We start from the raw sequence: 18298 nt of genomic DNA, 5'->3' as shown, positions 1-18298 counted from the left end.
ATAGTACTTCTGCTATATCGACATCTTCTAAATTACTTTAGTTGCAAACAGCAAAGGTGATACCAATGATTAAGAAAACGTTACCCCTAGTGTCAGCGTTGGCACTTGCGTTTTCCATGGGCGTAGCATCGGTAGGTGCAACCGCTCAGGAAGCAAAAACCAAAATGTTTTGGTGGCCTGATCAACTCGATTTAACGCCACTCCGTGATCATAACCAAGCCTCAAACCCCTACGACGACTTTGACTACGCTGAAGCTTTTAAACAAGTTGACTTGGATCAACTGAAAGCTGATATCGAAGCCCTGATGACCGATTCACAAGACTGGTGGCCAGCTGACTACGGTCATTATGGTCCGTTCTTTATTCGCATGGCGTGGCACGGTGCCGGTACCTATCGCGTAAACGATGGCCGCGGTGGCGCGGGTGGCGGTCAACAACGTTTTGAACCGTTGAACAGCTGGCCAGATAACGTGAGCTTGGACAAAGCCCGTCGCTTGTTGTGGCCAATCAAACAAAAGTACGGTCGCAGCGTTTCGTGGGCTGATTTGATGGTATTGACGGGTAACGTTGCCCTCGAATCAATGGGTTTTAAAACTTACGGTTTTGCCGGTGGTCGTGAAGACGAGTGGGAACCAGACAACGTTTACTGGGGACCAGAAAAGCAATGGCTTGAAGACAAGCGTTACAGCGGTGACCGCGAGCTCGAACGGCCATTAGCGGCAGTACAAATGGGCTTGATTTACGTAAATCCTGAAGGTCCTAACGGTAATCCTGATCCGTTGTTAGCAGCTAAAGACATTCGCGACACCTTTGGTCGTATGGCGATGAATGACGAAGAAACGGTAGCTTTGATTGCCGGCGGTCACACCTTCGGTAAAGCGCACGGTGCGCACAAACCAGACGAGTGTTTGGGTGCGGAACCTGCTGCTGCTCCAGTTGAAGAGCAAGGTTTCGGCTGGAAAAACAAATGTGGTAAAGGCCACTCAGAAGACACCATTACTTCGGGTCTTGAAGGTGCATGGTCGGTGAATCCAATTGCTTGGACCACCCAGTACCTCGACAACTTGTTCGGCTTTGAGTGGGAGCAAACTCGCAGCCCGGCAGGTGCAATTCAGTGGATCCCAGTTGACGGCCAAGCCTCTAACTTAGTTCCTGATGCGCACATTCAAGGTAAGCGTCACGCGCCAATCATGTTCACTACTGACTTGTCGCTGAAGTTTGACCCTGAATACCGCAAAATCGCCAAGCGCTTCCAAGAAAACCCGGAAGAGTTTGAGCTAGCGTTTGCCAAAGCTTGGTTTAAGTTAACCCACCGCGACATGGGCCCACGCGCTCGTTATATCGTGGACACCTCACCAGCTGAACCGCTGTTGTGGCAAGACCCAATTCCTGCGGTTGATTTCACTTTAATCAATGACAGCGATGCTGCGGCGATTAAAGAGTCAATTCTTGACACCGACTTGAGCGTTGCTGAATTGGTGCGCACTGCCTGGGCGGCAGCGTCAAGCTTCCGTGGCACTGACATGCGTGGTGGTGTGAACGGTGCACGTATCGCACTTGCGCCGCAGAACCAATGGGAAGCTAACGATCCAGAAGAGCTGGCGCGTGTACTGAACGTACTCAAAGGCGTGCAAGCGGACTTCAACGACGCACAGCGTGGTGACAAGCAAGTATCTCTTGCCGACGTCATCGTCTTAGGCGGTGCAGCGGCGATTGAAAAAGCTGCGGCAGATGCCGGCTATGACATCGCTGTGCCATTTGCGCCAGGTCGTACCGACGCAACGCAAGAAATGACCGACGTACAATCGTTCGCATTCTTAGAGCCAACCGCTGATGGCTTCCGCAACTACTACAGCGCAGATAGCCGTATGTCACCAGCGGAAATGCTCGTCGACAAAGCGGACTTGCTGACCCTAACCGTGCCTGAGTTGACGGTACTGGTAGGCGGTATGCGTAGTCTCGGCGCCAACTATGACGACGCACAACACGGCGTGTTTACTGACCGCCCAGGCCAGTTAAGCAATGACTTCTTCGTGAACTTGCTGAGCATGGACAACGAGTGGAAGCAAGGTGACAGCGAAGGCGTTTATGAAGGTTATGACCGTGCAACGGGCGAACTGAAATGGACCGCAACTCCTGTGGATCTTATTTTTGGTTCTAACTCAGAGCTACGCGCCATTGCCGAAGTCTACGCACTGAGCGACTCAGATGAGAAGTTCGTCAATGACTTTGTTGATGCGTGGGTGAAAGTGATGCGTTTGGATCGCTTTGACCTCGACAGCTAATCTTTGAGGTTTGATGTAAAAGCCGACCTACTTTTTCTGTGGGTCGGCTTTTTCTTTCCAATCTTTAAACATCGCCTCGGTTATACCCAAGCCAATTATCCCGCCTTCATGCAGTTGTTCGAGATCACTGGTCGTCATCGCAATGAACTTATCGGGCTGCTCAATTTGGTGGGCTTGGCAGTAGTCGCGCAGAAAGGCCGCTACTTGCTCATTCTCTAAGCCGCGTCTGATGATTTGCCCCATGGCTTCTTTTCTTGCGCTGCGGTACCGAATTCGATGAGCATCTATTTCGCCCAATGCTTTCTTAACGACGGTATATTGCTCACACGATTTCGCGTATGCCCATACGAAAAGCTCGACAGCGGGCAATAGCTCATTGGTTTCGTAAAACAACACGAGTGCTTTGAAATAATCTTCTTGTGGTACATCGGTAAAGCTCAATGGGCACAAGTTGTGCTTAATAAAAGGGATGTTGCAGGCGAGCCGAGCTGTGCGTTTGTTCACGTCTTCAAATGCTTGCAAATATGATAGATGCGTTAGCAAGAAAAATCCCTGCTCAAACGGGTCGTCGATTTGATCGGCTTTTAGTAATAGGAATGCTAGCGTCTCGCGAATTTGATGAGGGTTGTTGAGCGGAAGGTAGGATGATCTGCTAATAGCAACCTCAATTTCTCGTTCTTTGCCACATGCTTGTCGATTGGCAAGTAGATCTTGTGCCAGCAGAAAGTGAATATTCCGAACGGTGAAAGGTGTAAGTGTGATGTCCTCAGCATTTTCAATCAGAAATCGTATCGCCTCTTTATGATTGACGATCATCACCGTTTCTTCATGAACCTTACCTTCGGCAGATAGCCCCTGCTCGATCAGTTTTTGCGTATCCAGTTTCGAATAAGTGTTGCCCTCCAAACGACTCGAGTTATAAGACAAATCGATAAGCAATCTTTGTCCGATTTCACGAGCATAGGTTCCCGCCGCAAGTGATTTATCAAAGCGTTTACCCAACTGATGCAGCTGATTGCGTGCCTCTAGCGGCAGGTAAAAAGTTTTATTGGGTGTGTAACTTTCAAGAAGCGCTCGCTGATAACTACGTTTAGTGCGGGAATAGGCCGGTGTGTCCAAATAGGTAAGTTTGTTTAGGGCTTCCGATGAGAAAATAGGGTGTTTAGAGTAGCTTTGTTTGCCTTTCGCTTCAGCAATGGCGCATTGTTCTACGGTATCAATAGGAAAGTTCTGGTACATCGTCGCTAAGCGGTATTTGCGGCCTTTCTTCGTTCCACTGGCGATCACCTCACCACGTTCAATGAGTTTCTTGAGCCTCCGCTGCAGGGTCTTGGGATGTATAGCGACGTCGAGTCGGTCTTGCAGTTCACCAATAGCGACAGGCTGTCCAATATCGCGTAGGCAGGCAAGAATGCGATTTAACTCTTCGTTTATGGTAGTGTTCGTCATCTTATTGGACACAATTCGAATGCAATGTGTCAATTAAAGCATAATTAATGGACAAAACAAGCCTTTTATTGTCTATTAAAGTTATAATGGACACTTTTATGCTTCGTAGTGCAAAGTAAGCACGAGCCGCCGCGAGCCACCGTGGTCACGGTGCTCACATAAATAAACGCCCTGCCAAGTTCCCATATTCAAGCGTCCATCGGTCACCGGAATCGACACGCTACTCCCTAACAAACTCGCTTTAAGATGAGCTGGCATGTCATCGGGGCCTTCATAGGTATGGACATAATAGGGCGCATCTTCGGGCACCATCTCATTAAAATGGCTTTCAAAGTCTTGCCGCACAGTAGGGTCGGCATTCTCGTTGATCGTCAGCGACGCCGACGTGTGTTTAATGAATACATGTAAAAGGCCCACCTTTGTGCTCGCAAGCTCGGCTATAGCTTGCTCAATCTCACTCGTTATCAAGTGAAAACCGCGACTCCGCGGATTTAGCTGAATTTCAGTTTGTTTGATTCTCATGCTTCTCGTTCTATCATTTGTTAAGTTCACTAAATTATTTTTATTGATTACACTTTAACAAATATTAAAACATCAAGGTAAGGGCTGTGGGTAAATTAAAGGGCGCTAAGGTTTCACCAATCAAGGCAAATCCATGGAATGTTCCTGGTCAATCTTTGTATGAACGACTCATCAACGTTGTTATGGATAGGCTTTTGTTCCCTTTTTCAGTATTGATGATGCTTTTTGGGGTATTTGTGACAGACCTTGTCTATTGGTGGAGCAGCAGTGTACCTAATCCTATTTTTTCAGGTATTTTACTTTTAGTCGGATTGGTTATTTGCTTATTGTTTATGTTAAAAGCAATCCGCACAGCAGATGTCATCAAGAAAGGCTTACGCGGGGAGCGTGCTGTTGGTCAATTTTTAGAGGGATTGCGCGCCGAAGGAGCGCAAGTCTTTCATGATATTCAGGCTGAAAACTTTAATTTGGATCACGTGGTTATTCATGAGAGTGGGATCTATGTGATAGAAACAAAAACCATGTCTAAGAACACGAAAGGTAGATCTGAACTTCATTACGATGGCTCACAGGTAACCGCTTTTGGAAAGCCTTTATCTCGTGACCCTGTCGAGCAAGTTAAAGCTGCATCTTATTGGCTAAAAGAGTTGTTAAAGGAGTCGACAGGTAAAGACTTACCGGTTCGTGGGGTGGTTTTATTTCCGGGGTGGTATGTTCAAAGTCGTGTGAATCGACCTTCTGTATGGGTGCTTAACCCAAAAGCATTCCCTACGTATTTAAAAAACGAAGCCACAAAGATTCGCACAGAAGAAGTATTCATGGCTTCGTTTCATCTCAGTAAATATATTCGCTCTCTTTAAAACCTAAAGCTGACGCCGGCGCGATACAGTTTTTCATCGGAGTTGGCCTCAGCGGCAAGGATGCCGTGCACCGAATCGCTGAACAGAATGCGTGCTTCGGCCCCGTAACTGTTGGTGTCTTCATCAAGCACGTTGACGTGGCGTAGGTAGCCTTTTAGGTGAAACGCTGGATTGAAGGCATGGGTGAAGCCTGCCTTGGCGCCAAAGCCGGTGTCGTCATCATCAAAGCCAGCGACGTCCGCCTCTGCGTAGACAACAGATGGTTCAAAGAACAGGTCGGTGTAGCGCGACGCACTGTATTTGAAGCCTACGCCGGCCATCAAAAGCTGCGTATCGACGTCGTAGTTGAAAGTGCCAACTTGGTAGTCGCCACTGACGTCGTCATAGCTGGCGATGACGTACATGAAATCGTTGAACTGCTTAGAGAACTCAATCCCGAAGCCATCGGGTTCTGCATCGATGCCCGTTTCGTTTTCGTCCACTTCGACGAGCTGATAGTAAGCTGAAAAATAGTCATATACAGGGCTTTCGGATGCCAACGCTACGGGTGCAGAAACGCTTCCGACAACCAAAGATAAGGTCGCTAACTTAGCGGTAATCTTTTTCATAACTTCCTCCATAAACACGGTTGCAGTCCTTGTGGGACACCTTAAGCAGTCAAGTCGAGATTCAAGAAGGTGTCAATAAAATGCCACAACTTTGCCATGATTTTACCTAGCCTTTTCGTTAACTTTAATTTGTGACCAGGTGCTTTGGAATTTCATGGATCGCAGTGACCCTATTCCGGCCCTCTGACTTGCTCATATAGAGGGCCGTATCCGCGCGTTTGAGTAAGCGGTTCAGCGTTTCATTTTCTTTATGCTGACTGATGCCGATACTTGCAGTGACTTGCAGGTCGTGGCCTAAATCAGTACCCCAAGCATAAGATGAGATAGCACTGCGCAGTCGCTCACCAATATATTCGGCGTGCGCAAGGTCCGTTTCAGGCAGTAAAATCATGAACTCTTCACCACCCCAGCGTCCAATGATGTCATGCTGACGTAACTCGCCTTTCATGATTTTCGCAATATATTCGAGCACATGATCCCCTTTATCGTGACCGTAGACGTCGTTGATAAGCTTGAAATGGTCGATATCGAGGAGTATCAGTGCGACGGGCAAACTAGTGCGGTCGGCTCGTGATAGCTCGGTTTCGGCTAATGCTCGTGCTTGGCGGCGATTATAAAGCTGGGTTAATTCGTCAACGCTCGCTAAACGGTTGAGCTTGCGGTTTGCGCTGGTGATGGACTTGGCATAAAAGAAGCCAAGATAGCTAAACATTGCAAATACCACAGCCACATTAAAAATATGGATGCCGAGCAAGGCATTTGCACCAATAGGTTGCAAGGGTGGCTGCCAGAAATCGAGAAAATAGAGCGCAAGGTAAAACGCCCACAAAGCTACAAGCGCAACAACTGCGGCTGTGCCGCGCATGGTAACGGCTAGGGCCGGAATAAACATCAATAGATAGTAGTGGAAGCCGCTATCCCAGCCGATAAGAACTGTACCTAAAGTCGCATGCACTATCACTTCAGTCCACACTAAAAAGGTCCCAAGGCCGTTCATACGTTTACCGTAGGCGTAGTAGGCAACCGCGTACATCACTACGCTAACGACGTTGACCCAAGCGAGAATTGGCGAATTGAGGTAGAGAAAGATGCCAAAAAATGCGATGTCGACCGCTGCGGCAATAATACAAGTGCGTTGGGCGACCCGCCAAAACTCCGGCCGTTGATGCATACTGCGTTCCATGCGATTCCTTATTCAAACTGGTTGTTCAACATACTGTTGAGCTTCATGTAAATGTAATAGAGAACGCAAAATTTTGCGAGGAATCGTCTTGAACATATAATTTATACGATTTAACATGTATATGGTTTTCCATATATATGATGAAATCATGAAAAAACGCGTTTTATTTGTATGCTCAGGAAATTCAGCGCGCTCACTCATGGCTGAAGCCATGTTACGTGACATGAGTGGCCGAGAAATAGAGGTGAAGAGTGCTGGTTTTGCTCCCAGCTCACCTCATCCAGAAGCGCTTAAAGCTTTAAAAAAGCGTGCTATTTCGACTGTGAACCTTTGTTCAAAATCGATAGCGAGTCTAGGAAGTGACTCGTTTGATTATGTCATCAGCCTCTGTGAGCGAGCCCGTGAAGAATGCTGCGATCTTTTCGCGGAACAAAACTTTATCGCTTGGGATCTTCCTGATCCAGCAAAGAGTGAGAAAGCCATAGCATTCGAAGAGACTGCAACTGAGCTCACAGAGCGCATCCACATGTTTCTGACGATTCTGCAGCGCGACTCCGAGCGTCCAAACCTGTACGACGAGCCCCAAGATTTTTTCAAAATAATGGCTGATCCATTGCGTTTGCGGATGACTCTTTTGCTGGCTCAGCACGGTGAACTCTGTGTTTGCGATTTAGTAGCTGCTACTGGAATGTCGCAACCAAAAGTTTCAAGGCATTTGGCGCAATTACGCGAGTATGGCCTACTGAGTGATCGTAAGGATGCGCGCTGGGTTTACTACCGTTTGAATCCGGGTTTACCCGATTGGATGCGTAACGTCATTCAGTTAACGCTCAACGCGAAAACACCTTTAATTAAGACGGCATAATTTAGCCTCAGCTAAGGAAATACTATGACAATCAAATTAGGCATTAATGGTTTAGGCCGTATTGGTCGCTTGGCGCTGCGGCTTGCCAGCGAGCGCAGCGATATTGAGGTTGTCCACTTGAACGATCCAGGTGGTAATCCTGAGACCTTTGCTCATTTACTCGAGTTTGATTCGGTGCATGGACGCTGGAGTGGTCACGTCGAGGCGGCTGCAAATGCACTGGTGATTAACGACCAAATGATTTCGCTAAGTCAAAACAAAGCGATTGCTGAGACCGATTGGAGCGGCTGTGACATTGTGCTGGAGGCATCGGGCAAGATGAAAACAGTTGCGGTATTGAATGACTACTTAGCGCAGGGAGTAAAGCGCGTGGTGGTATCGGCGCCGGTTAAAGAGGTGGGTGCGCTGAATATTGTCATGGGTGTCAATGATAACTTGTTCGATCCGAGTCAGCATCGCATTGTCACTGCTGCTTCTTGTACAACCAACTGTTTGGCGCCAGTGGTGAAAGTATTGCATGAAAAAATCGGCATCAAGCATGGTTCCATCACCACGATTCACTCGATCACCAACACACAAACGATTTTAGATGCTCCGCATAAAGATCTGCGCCGCGCGCGTGCCTGCGGTGAAAGCTTGATTCCTACCTCGACGGGTTCAGCTACTGCGATTATTGAAATTTTCCCCGAACTAAAAGGGCGGCTTGATGGGCACGCAGTGCGCGTACCGTTGGCCAACGCTTCTTTGACCGACTGTGTCTTTGAAGTCGAGCGCGAAACCAGTGTCGATGAAGTCAATGGTCTATTTGCCGAAGCAGCAGCTGGCGACCTGAAAGGTATTCTCGGCTACGAGAAACGTCCGCTAGTATCGATTGATTACCGTACTGACCCGCGCTCAAGCATTATTGACGCGCTGTCGACTCGCGTTATTAATGGCTCGCAGGTAAAAGTGTATGCGTGGTACGACAACGAGTGGGGTTATGCCAACCGTGCGGTAGAATTGGTGGCGAAGGTCGGCGCATGCTAGCGCGGTTTTCGCCCGCATTACGCCAGTATTTTATTGTTACCGGCAACTATTGGGCATTTACGCTTACTGACGGCGCATTACGCATGTTGGTGGTGTTGTATTTCCATCAATTGGGATACAGCGGGCTTGAAGTCGCCATGCTGTTTTTGTTCTACGAGTTTTTTGGCGTAGTAACGAATCTCTTTGGCGGCTGGCTCGGCGCGCGCTGGGGCCTGAATCGCACGATGAATATCGGGCTAGGTCTGCAAGTCGTGGCCCTTGCGATGTTATTGGTGCCATCGGCGTGGCTCACTGTGCTCTGGGTGATGGCGGCGCAAGCGTTATCGGGGATAGCCAAAGATCTCAATAAGATGAGTGCGAAGAGTACCATCAAGCTATTGGTGCCGGAACAGCAACAGGGGCAGCTTTATAAATGGGTAGCGCTGCTGACAGGCTCCAAAAACACCCTTAAAGGTGTCGGCTTCTTTCTCGGGGGGCTGCTGCTGACTGTACTCGGTTTTCAAGGGGCGGTATTGGCTCTCGCGGTGATGCTGCTCGTGGTCTGGGTGTTTAGCTTAGTGTTTTTGCGAAACGACGCAGGTGTCGCCAAAAACAAACCAAAATTCAAAGAGCTAGTCTCAAAGAGTCCGGCCATTAATCGACTTTCGGCGGCACGCTTCTTTTTGTTTGGAGCGCGCGATGTTTGGTTTGTGGTGGCCTTGCCAGTGTTTCTTGCCAGCCAGCTCAACTGGGACCATTGGCAAGTTGGCAGTTTCCTGGCGGCTTGGGTCATCGGTTACGGTGTAGTGCAGGGGGTTGCACCGCGCTTCACCGGTAGCGCGCAAACTGCACCGCAGCGTCAGGCAATACTTTGGGGCGCACTGCTATGTTTGAGTCCGTTGTTGCTCGCAATGGCGCTGTGGCAACAAGCGCCAGTTGCGGCTAGCTTAATCGTCGGACTTGGCATCTTCGGTGTGTTGTTCGCAATTAATTCGAGCTTGCACAGTTATTTAATCGTTTCTTATGCGCGCGCTGACGGCGTGTCCCTTGATGTCGGTTTTTACTATATGGCCAATGCGGCAGGCCGTCTTTTGGGCACAGTATTGTCAGGTTGGCTCTACCAAAGTTTTGGACTATTGGTATGCCTTGCGGTCTCGACGGCTCTATTAATACTCTCAACGCTAGTGATCAGTGGTCTGCCACAACGCGAGCAACTTCAATCCGAGAGATAATAGTCAATCGTCGACACCACCCGAATGGTTTTTAAATGCGGGTTATGGCGATCACGCGGGCTGATACTGAATTGGCCTTGGCTGGCGCGCTTTATCTTGCCTAGCTCGCTGTCGGAGTCCTCGGCAAACTTTTGCGCGACTTCGCGTGCTTTAAGAGTTGCTTCTTCGATCATTTCGGGTTTGATTTCATTCAAACGGGTAAACAAGTATTCGGGCTGAGCATTGTAGTCGTCGGTATTGAGCACGATGCCTTGCTTACCAAGTTCGGAAAGTGAGCTCATCACTTCGCGTACGGCCTCAACTTTTTCTGAGTAAACGGTAATCGTTTGCGTAGCGGTATAACGGAATGGTGCGCTTGCGTCACCACCATAACGCTGAGCTGATTTATCCACAATGTTAGGCGCCGATGTGGATATTTCTTCGGCAGCAATTCCTTGTAGTAGTAAAAATGCCACGATTTTTGCTTTAGAGGCTTCAATTTCCTGATAAATCGCCGCTAAGTCATTGCTAGCACTAGTAAATTGAATCGGCCAAATCACGGTGTCGGCAAGGTATTCGCGTTCAGAGAGCCCTTTGACCGTAACGCTTCGCTCCAACGCCTTTACCTCGGTAACGGCATCACTTACCACAATGGCGGCGGTCGCCGCAGCAATAATCAAGGCAACCCCTAAAATGACGGCGGTCAATTCACGCATGGCTTAACTCTTCTGGTTTAGATAAGATTCAATGTCAGTTCTTGGCTTACCGAATAGGTAGCCTTGGAAAAACTCACAACCTAGTTCTTGTAGACGCTCAAATTGCTCGTGAGTTTCCACGCCCTCAGCAATAACTGTCAAATTCATACTGCGACCAAGGCTGATTAGGGTCTCCGTTAAGAGCTCACCTTTACCCTGCTTGTTCAGATCTTTTACGAAGGCGCGGTCAATTTTGAGCTCGTCGAGCGGAAGCTGTGATAGGTATGCAAGTGACGCATAGCCCGTGCCAAAGTCATCTAATGAAATCGAAACGCCAAGCTCACGTAAGTTGTGCATTTGACTGACGACAAACTCAATGTCTTCGGCCATCAAACTTTCGGTTAACTCCAAGCGTAAATTTTTAGGGTTGGCTCCTGAATTGAGCAAAATTTGCTGGACGCGGGAAACAAAGTCGCCCCGCCTAAATTGTTCGGAACTGACATTCACTGATAAGTTTAGGCGCTTGGTATCCGCCTGTGACGCCCATTGCACTAGCTGTAAACAGCTCTGCTCGAGCACCCAGTCACCGATGGGCAAAATTGCGTTCGTTGTCTCCGCTATTGGAATGAACTGTTCGGGAGAAATAGCCCCGAATTCTGGGTGACTCCAACGTAGTAAAGCCTCAAAACCAATCAGTTGCCCATGCCTGTTGACTTGTGGTTGAAACGCCAGTTTAAACTCTTTTTTATCAACGGCATGCGCCAAAGCTTGTGCGATTTTTAGCCTTTCTTTGACCGCATTTTCCATGTCGGTATCGAAAAAGCAGATTTGCGCGTCGTTTGACTTTTTTGCTGACTTGAGGGCGATATCGGCTTGCCGTAAAAGTTCATCACCGAGCTGTTCACTCGGACAATCAAACAGTGTAATACCAATACAAGCACTTAACTTGTGGGTGCTATTGTCGAGTTGCAAGGGCGCCTCAAGAGCCGCTATTAGCTGCTTGGCGGTTTGCTCGGCGTTCGTTGCAACCGCTGCCGACGAGTTCCCTGCGCTGGCGAGCAGCAAGACAAACTCATCTTTAACCAGTCGGGCAATATCGTCGAGTGCTGGCGCAAACTGCTGTAGACATTGTGCGCAGTGCATGAGCACACGATCGCCACTGGCATAGCCCAGACTTTCATTAATACTGTGAAAGTTATCAATATCAACGATCATGAGCGCAGCAACGGGGCTATCACCGTTATTGGGGCGAAGAATGCTCGCCAGACGCTCAAGTAAAAGTCGACGGTTTGGCAAATCGGTCAGTGGGTCAAAATAGGAGAGCCGCTGCACTTGGTTTTCAGCAATTTCCAAAGCGCGCATGTCGGCATCCATGCAAAACATGATGGGTTCGTCATTGGGGAGCGCGACCACCGTATGGCTAGAAAAGACAGGAACCGTCGTGCCGTTTTTATGTTTAAGGTTCAATCGTGCAGAAGGAATCCCTTGCTCATGCTCGAACATCCAGGCCACTGCTTTTTGCACGTCATCCCGCATTTCGCTGGGGATAATTAAATCATATAAACTTTGCCCCAATGCTTCTGCGGTCGTATAGCCATAAATTTTTTCTGAGGCAGCATTCCAGTAAACCACAGTACCATCAGCTCGGTAGCCTTGAATAGACATCGCTTGGGTATCGTCAAAGAGCTTATGGAACCGTGCCTCGCTGATTTGCTTGTCGCGGTCATCAGTCATGTCTACTCGCTATTGTTTTGAATTGAAGATTAGCGGTTATAAATGACTACAAGTGTAGAATATGATTGATAAAACCGTTAATTTGTTAGTGATATTTTCACTTTCTGGAAACGAAGCATTGGCGACGAAACAACATACATACCAAGTCATTATTGTTGGTACTGGCTTTGGCGGACAATCCGCAGCATTGCGGTTGCTAAAACGAGGGGTGACGGACTTCGTTATGTTGGAACGTCGCAGCTTCATGGGCGGCACATGGTGTCAAAACTCATACCCTGGCGCCCAAGTCGATGTGCAGTCGCCCCTTTATTCGTTGGCCAGTGAGCCGTACCCATGGTCACAAATGTTTGCTGAGCAACCTGAACTGGAGTCATATACTAAGCAGGTCCTCGAAAAACATCGTTTGGCCGACAAAGCATTGCTGAACACCAATGTGACCGAGTTGCGCTGGTTAGAGCATGAGCAACAGTGGCAGATAACCACCAGTGCCGGCGTATTCTTTGCACGTACAGTGATTAGTGCGCAAGGACCATTAAGCAATCCGTTGATCCCAGACTTCCCTGGGCGGGAGCGCTATCAGGGCAAAAGCTTTCACACCAACGCGTGGGATCATAGTTATGATTACACAGGCAAACGCGTCGCGATTATTGGCAGTGGCGCAAGTGCAGCACAGGTGATTCCTGCGATTGCAGATAAAGTTGCCGAGCTGCACGTGTTTCAGCGCACGCCGCATTGGGTGATGCCGCGCCCTGATCGTAAGTTTGCTCCGTGGTTTCGTAAGCTGTTGGGTATCAAACCGTTCTATCAGTTGTTACGCAAAACTATCTATTGGGCGCTAGAGTGGCGGGTGCTAGCGTTTAAATACTCGTCGACCTTATTGAAAGTTTTTGCCGAACGCGAGGCGCGAGGACACTTACGTAAGCAAATACCCGATGAAGATTTACGGCAAAAGCTCACGCCCGATTACACTATTGGATGTAAGCGCATTATTGTCTCAAATACGCTCTACCCAGCGTTAGCACTCGACCATGTTACCTTACATGATCGCGATGATGGGATTCGGGAGTTCACCGAAAAAGGACTCGTGACCCAACAGGGCCAAGAGCTCGAATTAGACTTAGTTGTGTACTCGACAGGCTTCAAAGCGACTGATGGCGCGCTAGGTTTCAATGTGGTTGGGCAAGACGAAGTGCGTTTGGATGATGTTTGGGAAGATTATCCGCGGGCTTATCTAGGCACCATGATGCCGAATTTTCCGAATTTGTTTTTGGTTACGGGGCCGAATACTGGCATTGGGCATACTTCCGCAATTTTTGTGATTGAATCACAGATGATTTATATCATGCGTGTGTTAGCCGAATTGGAACGGCGCGGAGCGACCAGCGTTGCGGTCACCGCTGAGGCAGAGCAGCGCTATACCGATAAGATTCATCACGAAATGGCTCGTACCGTATGGCAAACCGGCGGTTGTCACAGCTGGTATCAGAGCAAAAGTGGTAAGGTCACGGCAATGTTCCCCGGCTTTAGTTTTGTCTATCGTTACTTGGCTTGGCGTTTTCGGCCGCAAGATCATTGCTTTAAAAGCGGAGCACAATCATGAAAAAGTGGCTTATCGGATTAGCAGCGGTTTTTATCCTCTTGTACGCCACTACGTGGCATCCGCTTACTGGGCAAGTGGTCTATCAAAGCACACAACGTGTTGAAGCGGCACTGTATGGTTTTGACAAAGGCCAAGTAGACCTAGGTGATATTACCTTTTCGCTGTACCGCCGCAGTGCGGAAAGTGCTAACGCTCCGACGTTGTTGCTCTTGCATGGCTACACGGCCTCGAAAGAACTCTGGTTGCGCTTTGGCAATCAAATAGATGAGCGTTACAACATCATTATTCCCGATCTTGCGGGCCACGGTGAAACCGGCTTTGACCCACAATGGAGTTATAGCCCTAGCGCCCAAGCAACACGTTTACAGCGTTTGCTCGATGCCCTAAATGTGGAGCGTGCGACGGTTATTGGGAATTCGATGGGTGGCTTGATTGCCGCCAATTTTGCCTTACAGTATCCGCAACGCACCGCTGGCATCGTGGTCATTGACCCTGCAGGTGTAACCGCACCTGTGGCAAGCCGCGCGGAAAAACTGTTCCAACAAGGTCAGTCACCTTTCGAAATTGATAACTGGAACGACTTTCAGGAGTTTTATGCCATGACCATGGCGGAACCGCCTTATGTTCCAGAGTTTGTGTTGCGGAGTATGGCCGAGCGCTATCAACAGCACAAAGCCGAATACATTCAGATCGCTGAAGACTTTCGTAATCTTGACCAGCTCGACGGCCGCCTTGCTGAAATTTCGGTGCCAACCTTAATCATCTGGGGTAGCCGTGATCAGTTGCTCGATGTGAGTGCTGCGGCAGTGTGGTATAAAGGTATTCCCAATGCCGAATTAGAGATTTATGAGGGCGTTGGTCATATGCCAATGGTTGAGCGCCCGGCGCAGACCGCCGAGCGTGTAATGGAATTTTTAACAAGCCCATTAGAATAACAATAGGGATTTAAGATCATGTCAAAACGCCATGCGCTCGCACCAAGCGCGGTTATAATTGTGCTTGCCGCAATTGCCTACCTGTTGTTTTGGCCTGTCGCTATTGAGCCGCGGGCATGGAATGCGCCGCGTGATCAGGGTTTTGTCGGTGCCTATGCGCCCAACACAGCTTTGCAAAGCGCCGAACGCCAACAGCTAGTGAATTCTGAAGGTCCGGAAGATATTACCTTGGATAGTGAAGGGCGACCGGTATTTGGCTTGCTCAACGGCGATATCGTGCGGCGTGAACATGACGGTGACTTTTCTATCTTAACAACGACGGGTGGGCGCCCACTTGGCTTAGAATTTGGCCCCGACGGCACGTTATGGATTGCCGATGCTTATTTGGGCTTGATGCGTTGGTCCCGTGATACCGGTCTCGAGCTGGTGGTAACGGAAGTTGATGGACGTGCGGTACGTTATGCCGATGACGTTGATATTGCCGCGGATGGCACGGTCTATTTCTCGGATGCCTCGTCACGTTTTGCGGCGGACCAATATGGCACCTACCAAGCGAGTTTATTGGATATTATGGAGCATGCGGGCAACGGTCGGCTACTTGCCTATGTGCCAGAAACAGGGCTTACCTACACCGTGCTCGGCGGTCTGCATTTTGCCAACGGCGTTGCGGTAAGTCATGACAATAACTGGGTGTTAGTGGCAGAAACCGGTAGTTACCGTATTTTGCGTATCGGCATCGGCGACCAGAACAATGGCCAAATTGAAGCCATTATGGAAAACCTTCCGGGCTTTCCAGACAATATTAACGATGCACCCGACGGTAAGTTTTGGGTGGGCTTAGTGAGCCCGCGTAGTGGTTCTTTAGATGCGCTATCGAATTATCCGTTTGTGCGCAAAATAGTTCAGCGGTTACCAAGCTTTATGCGTCCGCAAGCCCAGCGTTACAGCCATCTTATTGCCATTGATAGCAATGGTAACGTGTTGCGCAGCTTGCAAGACCCAAGTGGCGCTTTTGCGCATGTTACTGGAGCTGCCGAGAGCGAGGGTAAACTCTTTCTCAGCAGCCTCCATGAACCGGCCTACGCGGAGTTAGAGCTCTAACTCTCGGCAGATTGTAAGGATCATCACCATGCTTAACCTCGCCGAACTCACCACGCCGTATTTATTGCTCGATCCAGTGAAAATGGAGCGCAATATTGCGCGTCTGCAAAAACACATGGATAAGCTCGGCGTCACATTGCGACCGCATGTGAAGACGGCTAAATCGATTGACGTAGTGCGTCGACTTTTTGCTGATGGGAAAGGGCCGATAACCGTTTCGACGTTGAAAGAGGCAGAGTATTTTGCCGAGCATGGTTTTACCGATATCACTTACGCGGTAGGTATCAGTCCCGACAAGTTGCCGCGCGTTGTTGAGTTGCTGCGGATGGGAGTTACGCTGCGGGTGTTAGTCGACAGTATGGCGCAGGCACAAGCCGTGGTTAAAGCTGCTGCGCAATTGGGTCATAAGATTCCTGCGCTGATTGAAATTGACTGTGACGGTGAACGCGCCGGACTCAGTAAGAATGACCCTAAAATCGTCGAAATTGGGCGTTATTTGCACGAAAATGGCGAATTTTGTGGAATTTTAATGCATGCAGGTGGTTCGTACCATTGTCCCGATAAGGCTGCCAAAGAGGCGGCCGCTGAGCATGAACGTGCGACTGCGGTGGCGGTTCGTGACCAGCTTGTAGCGGCGGGGGTGCCATGCCCCATCGTAAGTGTCGGCTCAACGCCTACTGCGCATTTCGCAGAAGATCTCACCGGCGTTACTGAAATGCGCGCCGGTGTGTACGTATTCCAAGATCTGGTCATGGCTGGTTTGCATGTATGTGAGCTGCAAGACATTGCGATAAGTGTAGTTGCTACCGTGATTGGGCATCGCCCCGAAAAAGGCTGGATCATGACCGATGCGGGCTGGATGGCGTTATCGCGCGACCGCGGTACGGCGCAGCAAGAGGTCGATCAGGGCTACGGGCTAGTCTGTGCAATGGATGGCACGCCGTATCAGGATTTGATTGTTTCGAGTACCAGCCAAGAGCATGGCATTGTGTCGGTAAGAAAAGGCAGCAAAGCCAAGCTGCCTAAGCTTGAAGTCGGCCAGCAAGTGCGAATTTTACCGAACCATGCGTGCGCGACAGCCAGCCAGTTTGAAGGCTATGTCGTGCCGACTGCCGACGAACTGGTGTTCTGGCCGCGGATCAATTATTGGTAATTACTCGGTGCTCGGCGTGGCGGTGCGGGTGGCGTTCCAGTTTACCGCCTGCCACTGGCCTTGACGTTCAACCATCACTCCCGTATTCAAAAATGTCTCGCGGGCGCCGCTGGCGACATCTGTCGAAACCAAAGTAAAGTTGATAATGATGCTTGGGCCGAAGGCTTTTAGCTCAATATCTTCCGCCGTATACCACGCGGTTACCTCGCTTTTGGGCAGCATTTTAGCGTTGCTCATACCTTCCATAAGTTCCGCTTTGCCGAAGCGGACACCAGATGAACTTGTGTAGGTCAGCTCCGGAGCCCAGAACTTGTCATGGGCTTGCACGTCATTGACCGACGCCCCGTAAAGGAAATCCTCAACCGCACTCGTGACGGCAAACTGTTCGGCATCGCTTATCGGCCGAGCTTCTTGTGCATGTGCAACACTACTAATGAATAGCAAAATAATAAGAATTAAACGCATGAGGACTCCTAATTAAGTTTCGCTCGCCGTTATCCATTTCGGTTGTTGTGGCGGTTCATAAGCCGCCATAAGTTCGAGCAAGGTCGCTGGGTTGTCGTGGTTGAGAAGTAAATGGCGATGCTCATCGCGAATAAAACCTTGCGATACAGCCCCCTCCAAGAAGCTTAACAAGCCCTCGTAATAGCCGTCGACATTGAGCACCGCGCAACTCTTCTGGTGAAAACCCAGTTGCGCCCAGGTGAGCATTTCGAACAGTTCTTCCAGTGTGCCCATGCCGCCAGGCAAGGCAATAAAGCCGTCAGCGAGTTCGGCCATTTTCGCTTTGCGAGCATGCATCGAAGCAACGATATGTAGCTCGGTGAGGTCCTCATGTGCTAGCTCTTTATCAACGAGGGCTTGGGGAATCACACCAATGACCTTGCCGCCGTTACTTAATACTCGGTCGGCAAGGATACCCATGAGGCCAACGCTGGAGCCACCATAGACGAGAGTGATACCGGCGCGACAAAGCTCATCGGCGAGTTGCAAAGCGGCATCTTTATAGACTGGGCTGAATCCCGGATTCGCCCCACAATACACACATATGCTCTGAAACGAATGCGCCATAATCTACTCCATTAACGAATA

17 protein-coding genes are annotated in these 18298 nt (G+C 49.4%); 9 read left to right on the top strand and 8 right to left on the bottom strand.

All coding sequences use genetic code 11. From position 1 onward, the window contains the following. Positions 1-65 precede the first annotated feature (65 nt). Complete coding sequence (gene katG, locus CWE21_RS06795; RefSeq protein WP_126833698.1) at positions 66-2285, top strand: catalase/peroxidase HPI; 2220 nt, start codon at positions 66-68, stop codon at positions 2283-2285. A 27-nt stretch (positions 2286-2312) separates the two neighbouring features. On the opposite strand, the gene CWE21_RS06790 is transcribed toward katG, so the two are convergent. Beyond that, complete coding sequence (locus CWE21_RS06790) at positions 2313-3734, bottom strand: Fic family protein (protein ID WP_126833697.1); 1422 nt, start codon at positions 3732-3734, stop codon at positions 2313-2315. Between the two features lie 96 nt (positions 3735-3830). Next, a complete protein-coding gene (locus CWE21_RS06785; protein ID WP_126833696.1) occupies positions 3831-4256 on the bottom strand; it encodes a secondary thiamine-phosphate synthase enzyme YjbQ in 426 nt (141 codons plus the stop codon). A gap of 86 nt (positions 4257-4342) precedes the next feature. Here CWE21_RS06785 and CWE21_RS06780 point away from each other — a divergent pair, with 86 nt between their 5' ends. Further along, positions 4343-5116: a nuclease-related domain-containing protein gene (locus CWE21_RS06780; protein WP_126833695.1), complete on the top strand. Its 774-nt coding sequence runs from the start codon at positions 4343-4345 to the stop codon at positions 5114-5116. On the opposite strand, the gene CWE21_RS06775 is transcribed toward CWE21_RS06780, so the two are convergent. Then, complete coding sequence (locus CWE21_RS06775) at positions 5113-5724, bottom strand: outer membrane beta-barrel protein (RefSeq protein WP_157982739.1); 612 nt, start codon at positions 5722-5724, stop codon at positions 5113-5115. The two genes, CWE21_RS06780 and CWE21_RS06775, sit on opposite strands and share 4 nt — an antisense overlap. Positions 5725-5848: 124 nt before the next feature. Beyond that, positions 5849-6907 carry a GGDEF domain-containing protein gene (locus tag CWE21_RS06770; RefSeq protein ID WP_126833693.1) on the bottom strand — a complete coding sequence of 353 codons (1059 nt, stop codon included), beginning with the start codon at positions 6905-6907 and terminating at the stop codon, positions 5849-5851. A 148-nt stretch (positions 6908-7055) separates the two neighbouring features. On the opposite strand from CWE21_RS06770, the gene CWE21_RS13550 reads away from it, so the two are divergent. Genes CWE21_RS13550 through arsJ form a run of 3 tightly spaced genes read left to right on the top strand, consistent with a single transcriptional unit; the run spans position 7056 to position 10009 of the window. Then, entirely contained in the window at positions 7056-7772 is a 717-nt protein-coding gene (locus CWE21_RS13550) for a metalloregulator ArsR/SmtB family transcription factor (RefSeq protein ID WP_126833692.1), read from the top strand. A gap of 24 nt (positions 7773-7796) precedes the next feature. After that, positions 7797-8798: an ArsJ-associated glyceraldehyde-3-phosphate dehydrogenase gene (locus tag CWE21_RS06760; RefSeq protein ID WP_126833691.1), complete on the top strand. Its 1002-nt coding sequence runs from the start codon at positions 7797-7799 to the stop codon at positions 8796-8798. After that, the gene (gene arsJ / locus CWE21_RS06755) at positions 8792-10009 is read left to right on the top strand and encodes an organoarsenical effux MFS transporter ArsJ (RefSeq protein WP_126833690.1); all 1218 of its coding nucleotides are present in this window, start codon (positions 8792-8794) and stop codon (positions 10007-10009) included. Before CWE21_RS06760 ends, arsJ begins: the two co-directional genes overlap by 7 nt. On the opposite strand, the gene CWE21_RS06750 is transcribed toward arsJ, so the two are convergent. After that, positions 9994-10704: an SIMPL domain-containing protein gene (locus CWE21_RS06750; RefSeq protein WP_126833689.1), complete on the bottom strand. Its 711-nt coding sequence runs from the start codon at positions 10702-10704 to the stop codon at positions 9994-9996. The genes arsJ and CWE21_RS06750 overlap by 16 nt on opposite strands. A gap of 3 nt (positions 10705-10707) precedes the next feature. After that, a complete protein-coding gene (locus CWE21_RS06745) occupies positions 10708-12417 on the bottom strand; it encodes a putative bifunctional diguanylate cyclase/phosphodiesterase (RefSeq protein WP_126833688.1) in 1710 nt (569 codons plus the stop codon). Between the two features lie 61 nt (positions 12418-12478). Between CWE21_RS06745 and CWE21_RS06740 the strand changes: the two genes are divergently transcribed. The 4 genes from CWE21_RS06740 to CWE21_RS06725 are packed head-to-tail and all read left to right on the top strand — an operon-like array spanning position 12479 to position 17206. Beyond that, on the top strand, positions 12479-14017 hold the full coding sequence (locus tag CWE21_RS06740) for a flavin-containing monooxygenase (protein WP_126833687.1): 1539 nt from the start codon (positions 12479-12481) through the stop codon (positions 14015-14017). Beyond that, the gene (locus CWE21_RS06735; RefSeq protein ID WP_126833686.1) at positions 14014-14952 is read left to right on the top strand and encodes an alpha/beta fold hydrolase; all 939 of its coding nucleotides are present in this window, start codon (positions 14014-14016) and stop codon (positions 14950-14952) included. Before CWE21_RS06740 ends, CWE21_RS06735 begins: the two co-directional genes overlap by 4 nt. An 18-nt stretch (positions 14953-14970) precedes the next feature. Continuing rightward, entirely contained in the window at positions 14971-16053 is a 1083-nt protein-coding gene (locus tag CWE21_RS06730; RefSeq protein WP_126833685.1) for an SMP-30/gluconolactonase/LRE family protein, read from the top strand. A gap of 28 nt (positions 16054-16081) precedes the next feature. Next, positions 16082-17206 (top strand): alanine racemase, encoded by a 1125-nt coding sequence (locus CWE21_RS06725; RefSeq protein WP_126833684.1) that lies wholly within the window; start codon positions 16082-16084, stop codon positions 17204-17206. On the opposite strand, the gene CWE21_RS06720 is transcribed toward CWE21_RS06725, so the two are convergent. Both CWE21_RS06720 and CWE21_RS06715 read right to left on the bottom strand, forming a co-directional pair. Beyond that, the gene (locus tag CWE21_RS06720) at positions 17207-17671 is read right to left on the bottom strand and encodes a nuclear transport factor 2 family protein (protein ID WP_126833683.1); all 465 of its coding nucleotides are present in this window, start codon (positions 17669-17671) and stop codon (positions 17207-17209) included. Positions 17672-17683: 12 nt separating this feature from the next. After that, positions 17684-18277 carry an LOG family protein gene (locus tag CWE21_RS06715; protein WP_126833682.1) on the bottom strand — a complete coding sequence of 198 codons (594 nt, stop codon included), beginning with the start codon at positions 18275-18277 and terminating at the stop codon, positions 17684-17686. Between the last annotated feature and the right edge of the window lie 21 nt (positions 18278-18298).

This window comes from Pseudidiomarina aquimaris (genome assembly GCF_003987395.1).
Taxonomy (GTDB): domain Bacteria; phylum Pseudomonadota; class Gammaproteobacteria; order Enterobacterales; family Alteromonadaceae; genus Pseudidiomarina; species Pseudidiomarina aquimaris.
Note: the sequence above shows the minus strand (reverse complement) of the source record. Positions and strands in the feature narration are given on the sequence as shown.

Bases quoted from the DNA above. Each gene is read 5' to 3' on its own strand.
- CWE21_RS13550 (WP_126833692.1), top strand. From the start codon at position 7,056: ATGAAAAAACGCGTTTTATTTGTATGCTCAGGAAATTCAGCGCGCTCA.
- CWE21_RS06745 (WP_126833688.1), bottom strand. From the start codon at position 12,417: ATGACTGATGACCGCGACAAGCAAATCAGCGAGGCACGGTTCCATAAG.
- CWE21_RS06785 (WP_126833696.1), bottom strand. From the start codon at position 4,256: ATGAGAATCAAACAAACTGAAATTCAGCTAAATCCGCGGAGTCGCGGT.
- CWE21_RS06760 (WP_126833691.1), top strand. From the start codon at position 7,797: ATGACAATCAAATTAGGCATTAATGGTTTAGGCCGTATTGGTCGCTTG.
- CWE21_RS06790 (WP_126833697.1), bottom strand. From the start codon at position 3,734: ATGACGAACACTACCATAAACGAAGAGTTAAATCGCATTCTTGCCTGC.
- CWE21_RS06750 (WP_126833689.1), bottom strand. From the start codon at position 10,704: ATGCGTGAATTGACCGCCGTCATTTTAGGGGTTGCCTTGATTATTGCT.
- CWE21_RS06770 (WP_126833693.1), bottom strand. From the start codon at position 6,907: ATGGAACGCAGTATGCATCAACGGCCGGAGTTTTGGCGGGTCGCCCAA.
- CWE21_RS06740 (WP_126833687.1), top strand. From the start codon at position 12,479: ATGATTGATAAAACCGTTAATTTGTTAGTGATATTTTCACTTTCTGGA.
- CWE21_RS06775 (WP_157982739.1), bottom strand. From the start codon at position 5,724: ATGAAAAAGATTACCGCTAAGTTAGCGACCTTATCTTTGGTTGTCGGA.
- CWE21_RS06730 (WP_126833685.1), top strand. From the start codon at position 14,971: ATGTCAAAACGCCATGCGCTCGCACCAAGCGCGGTTATAATTGTGCTT.
- arsJ (WP_126833690.1), top strand. From the start codon at position 8,792: ATGCTAGCGCGGTTTTCGCCCGCATTACGCCAGTATTTTATTGTTACC.
- CWE21_RS06735 (WP_126833686.1), top strand. From the start codon at position 14,014: ATGAAAAAGTGGCTTATCGGATTAGCAGCGGTTTTTATCCTCTTGTAC.
- katG (WP_126833698.1), top strand. From the start codon at position 66: ATGATTAAGAAAACGTTACCCCTAGTGTCAGCGTTGGCACTTGCGTTT.
- CWE21_RS06720 (WP_126833683.1), bottom strand. From the start codon at position 17,671: ATGCGTTTAATTCTTATTATTTTGCTATTCATTAGTAGTGTTGCACAT.
- CWE21_RS06715 (WP_126833682.1), bottom strand. From the start codon at position 18,277: ATGGCGCATTCGTTTCAGAGCATATGTGTGTATTGTGGGGCGAATCCG.
- CWE21_RS06725 (WP_126833684.1), top strand. From the start codon at position 16,082: ATGCTTAACCTCGCCGAACTCACCACGCCGTATTTATTGCTCGATCCA.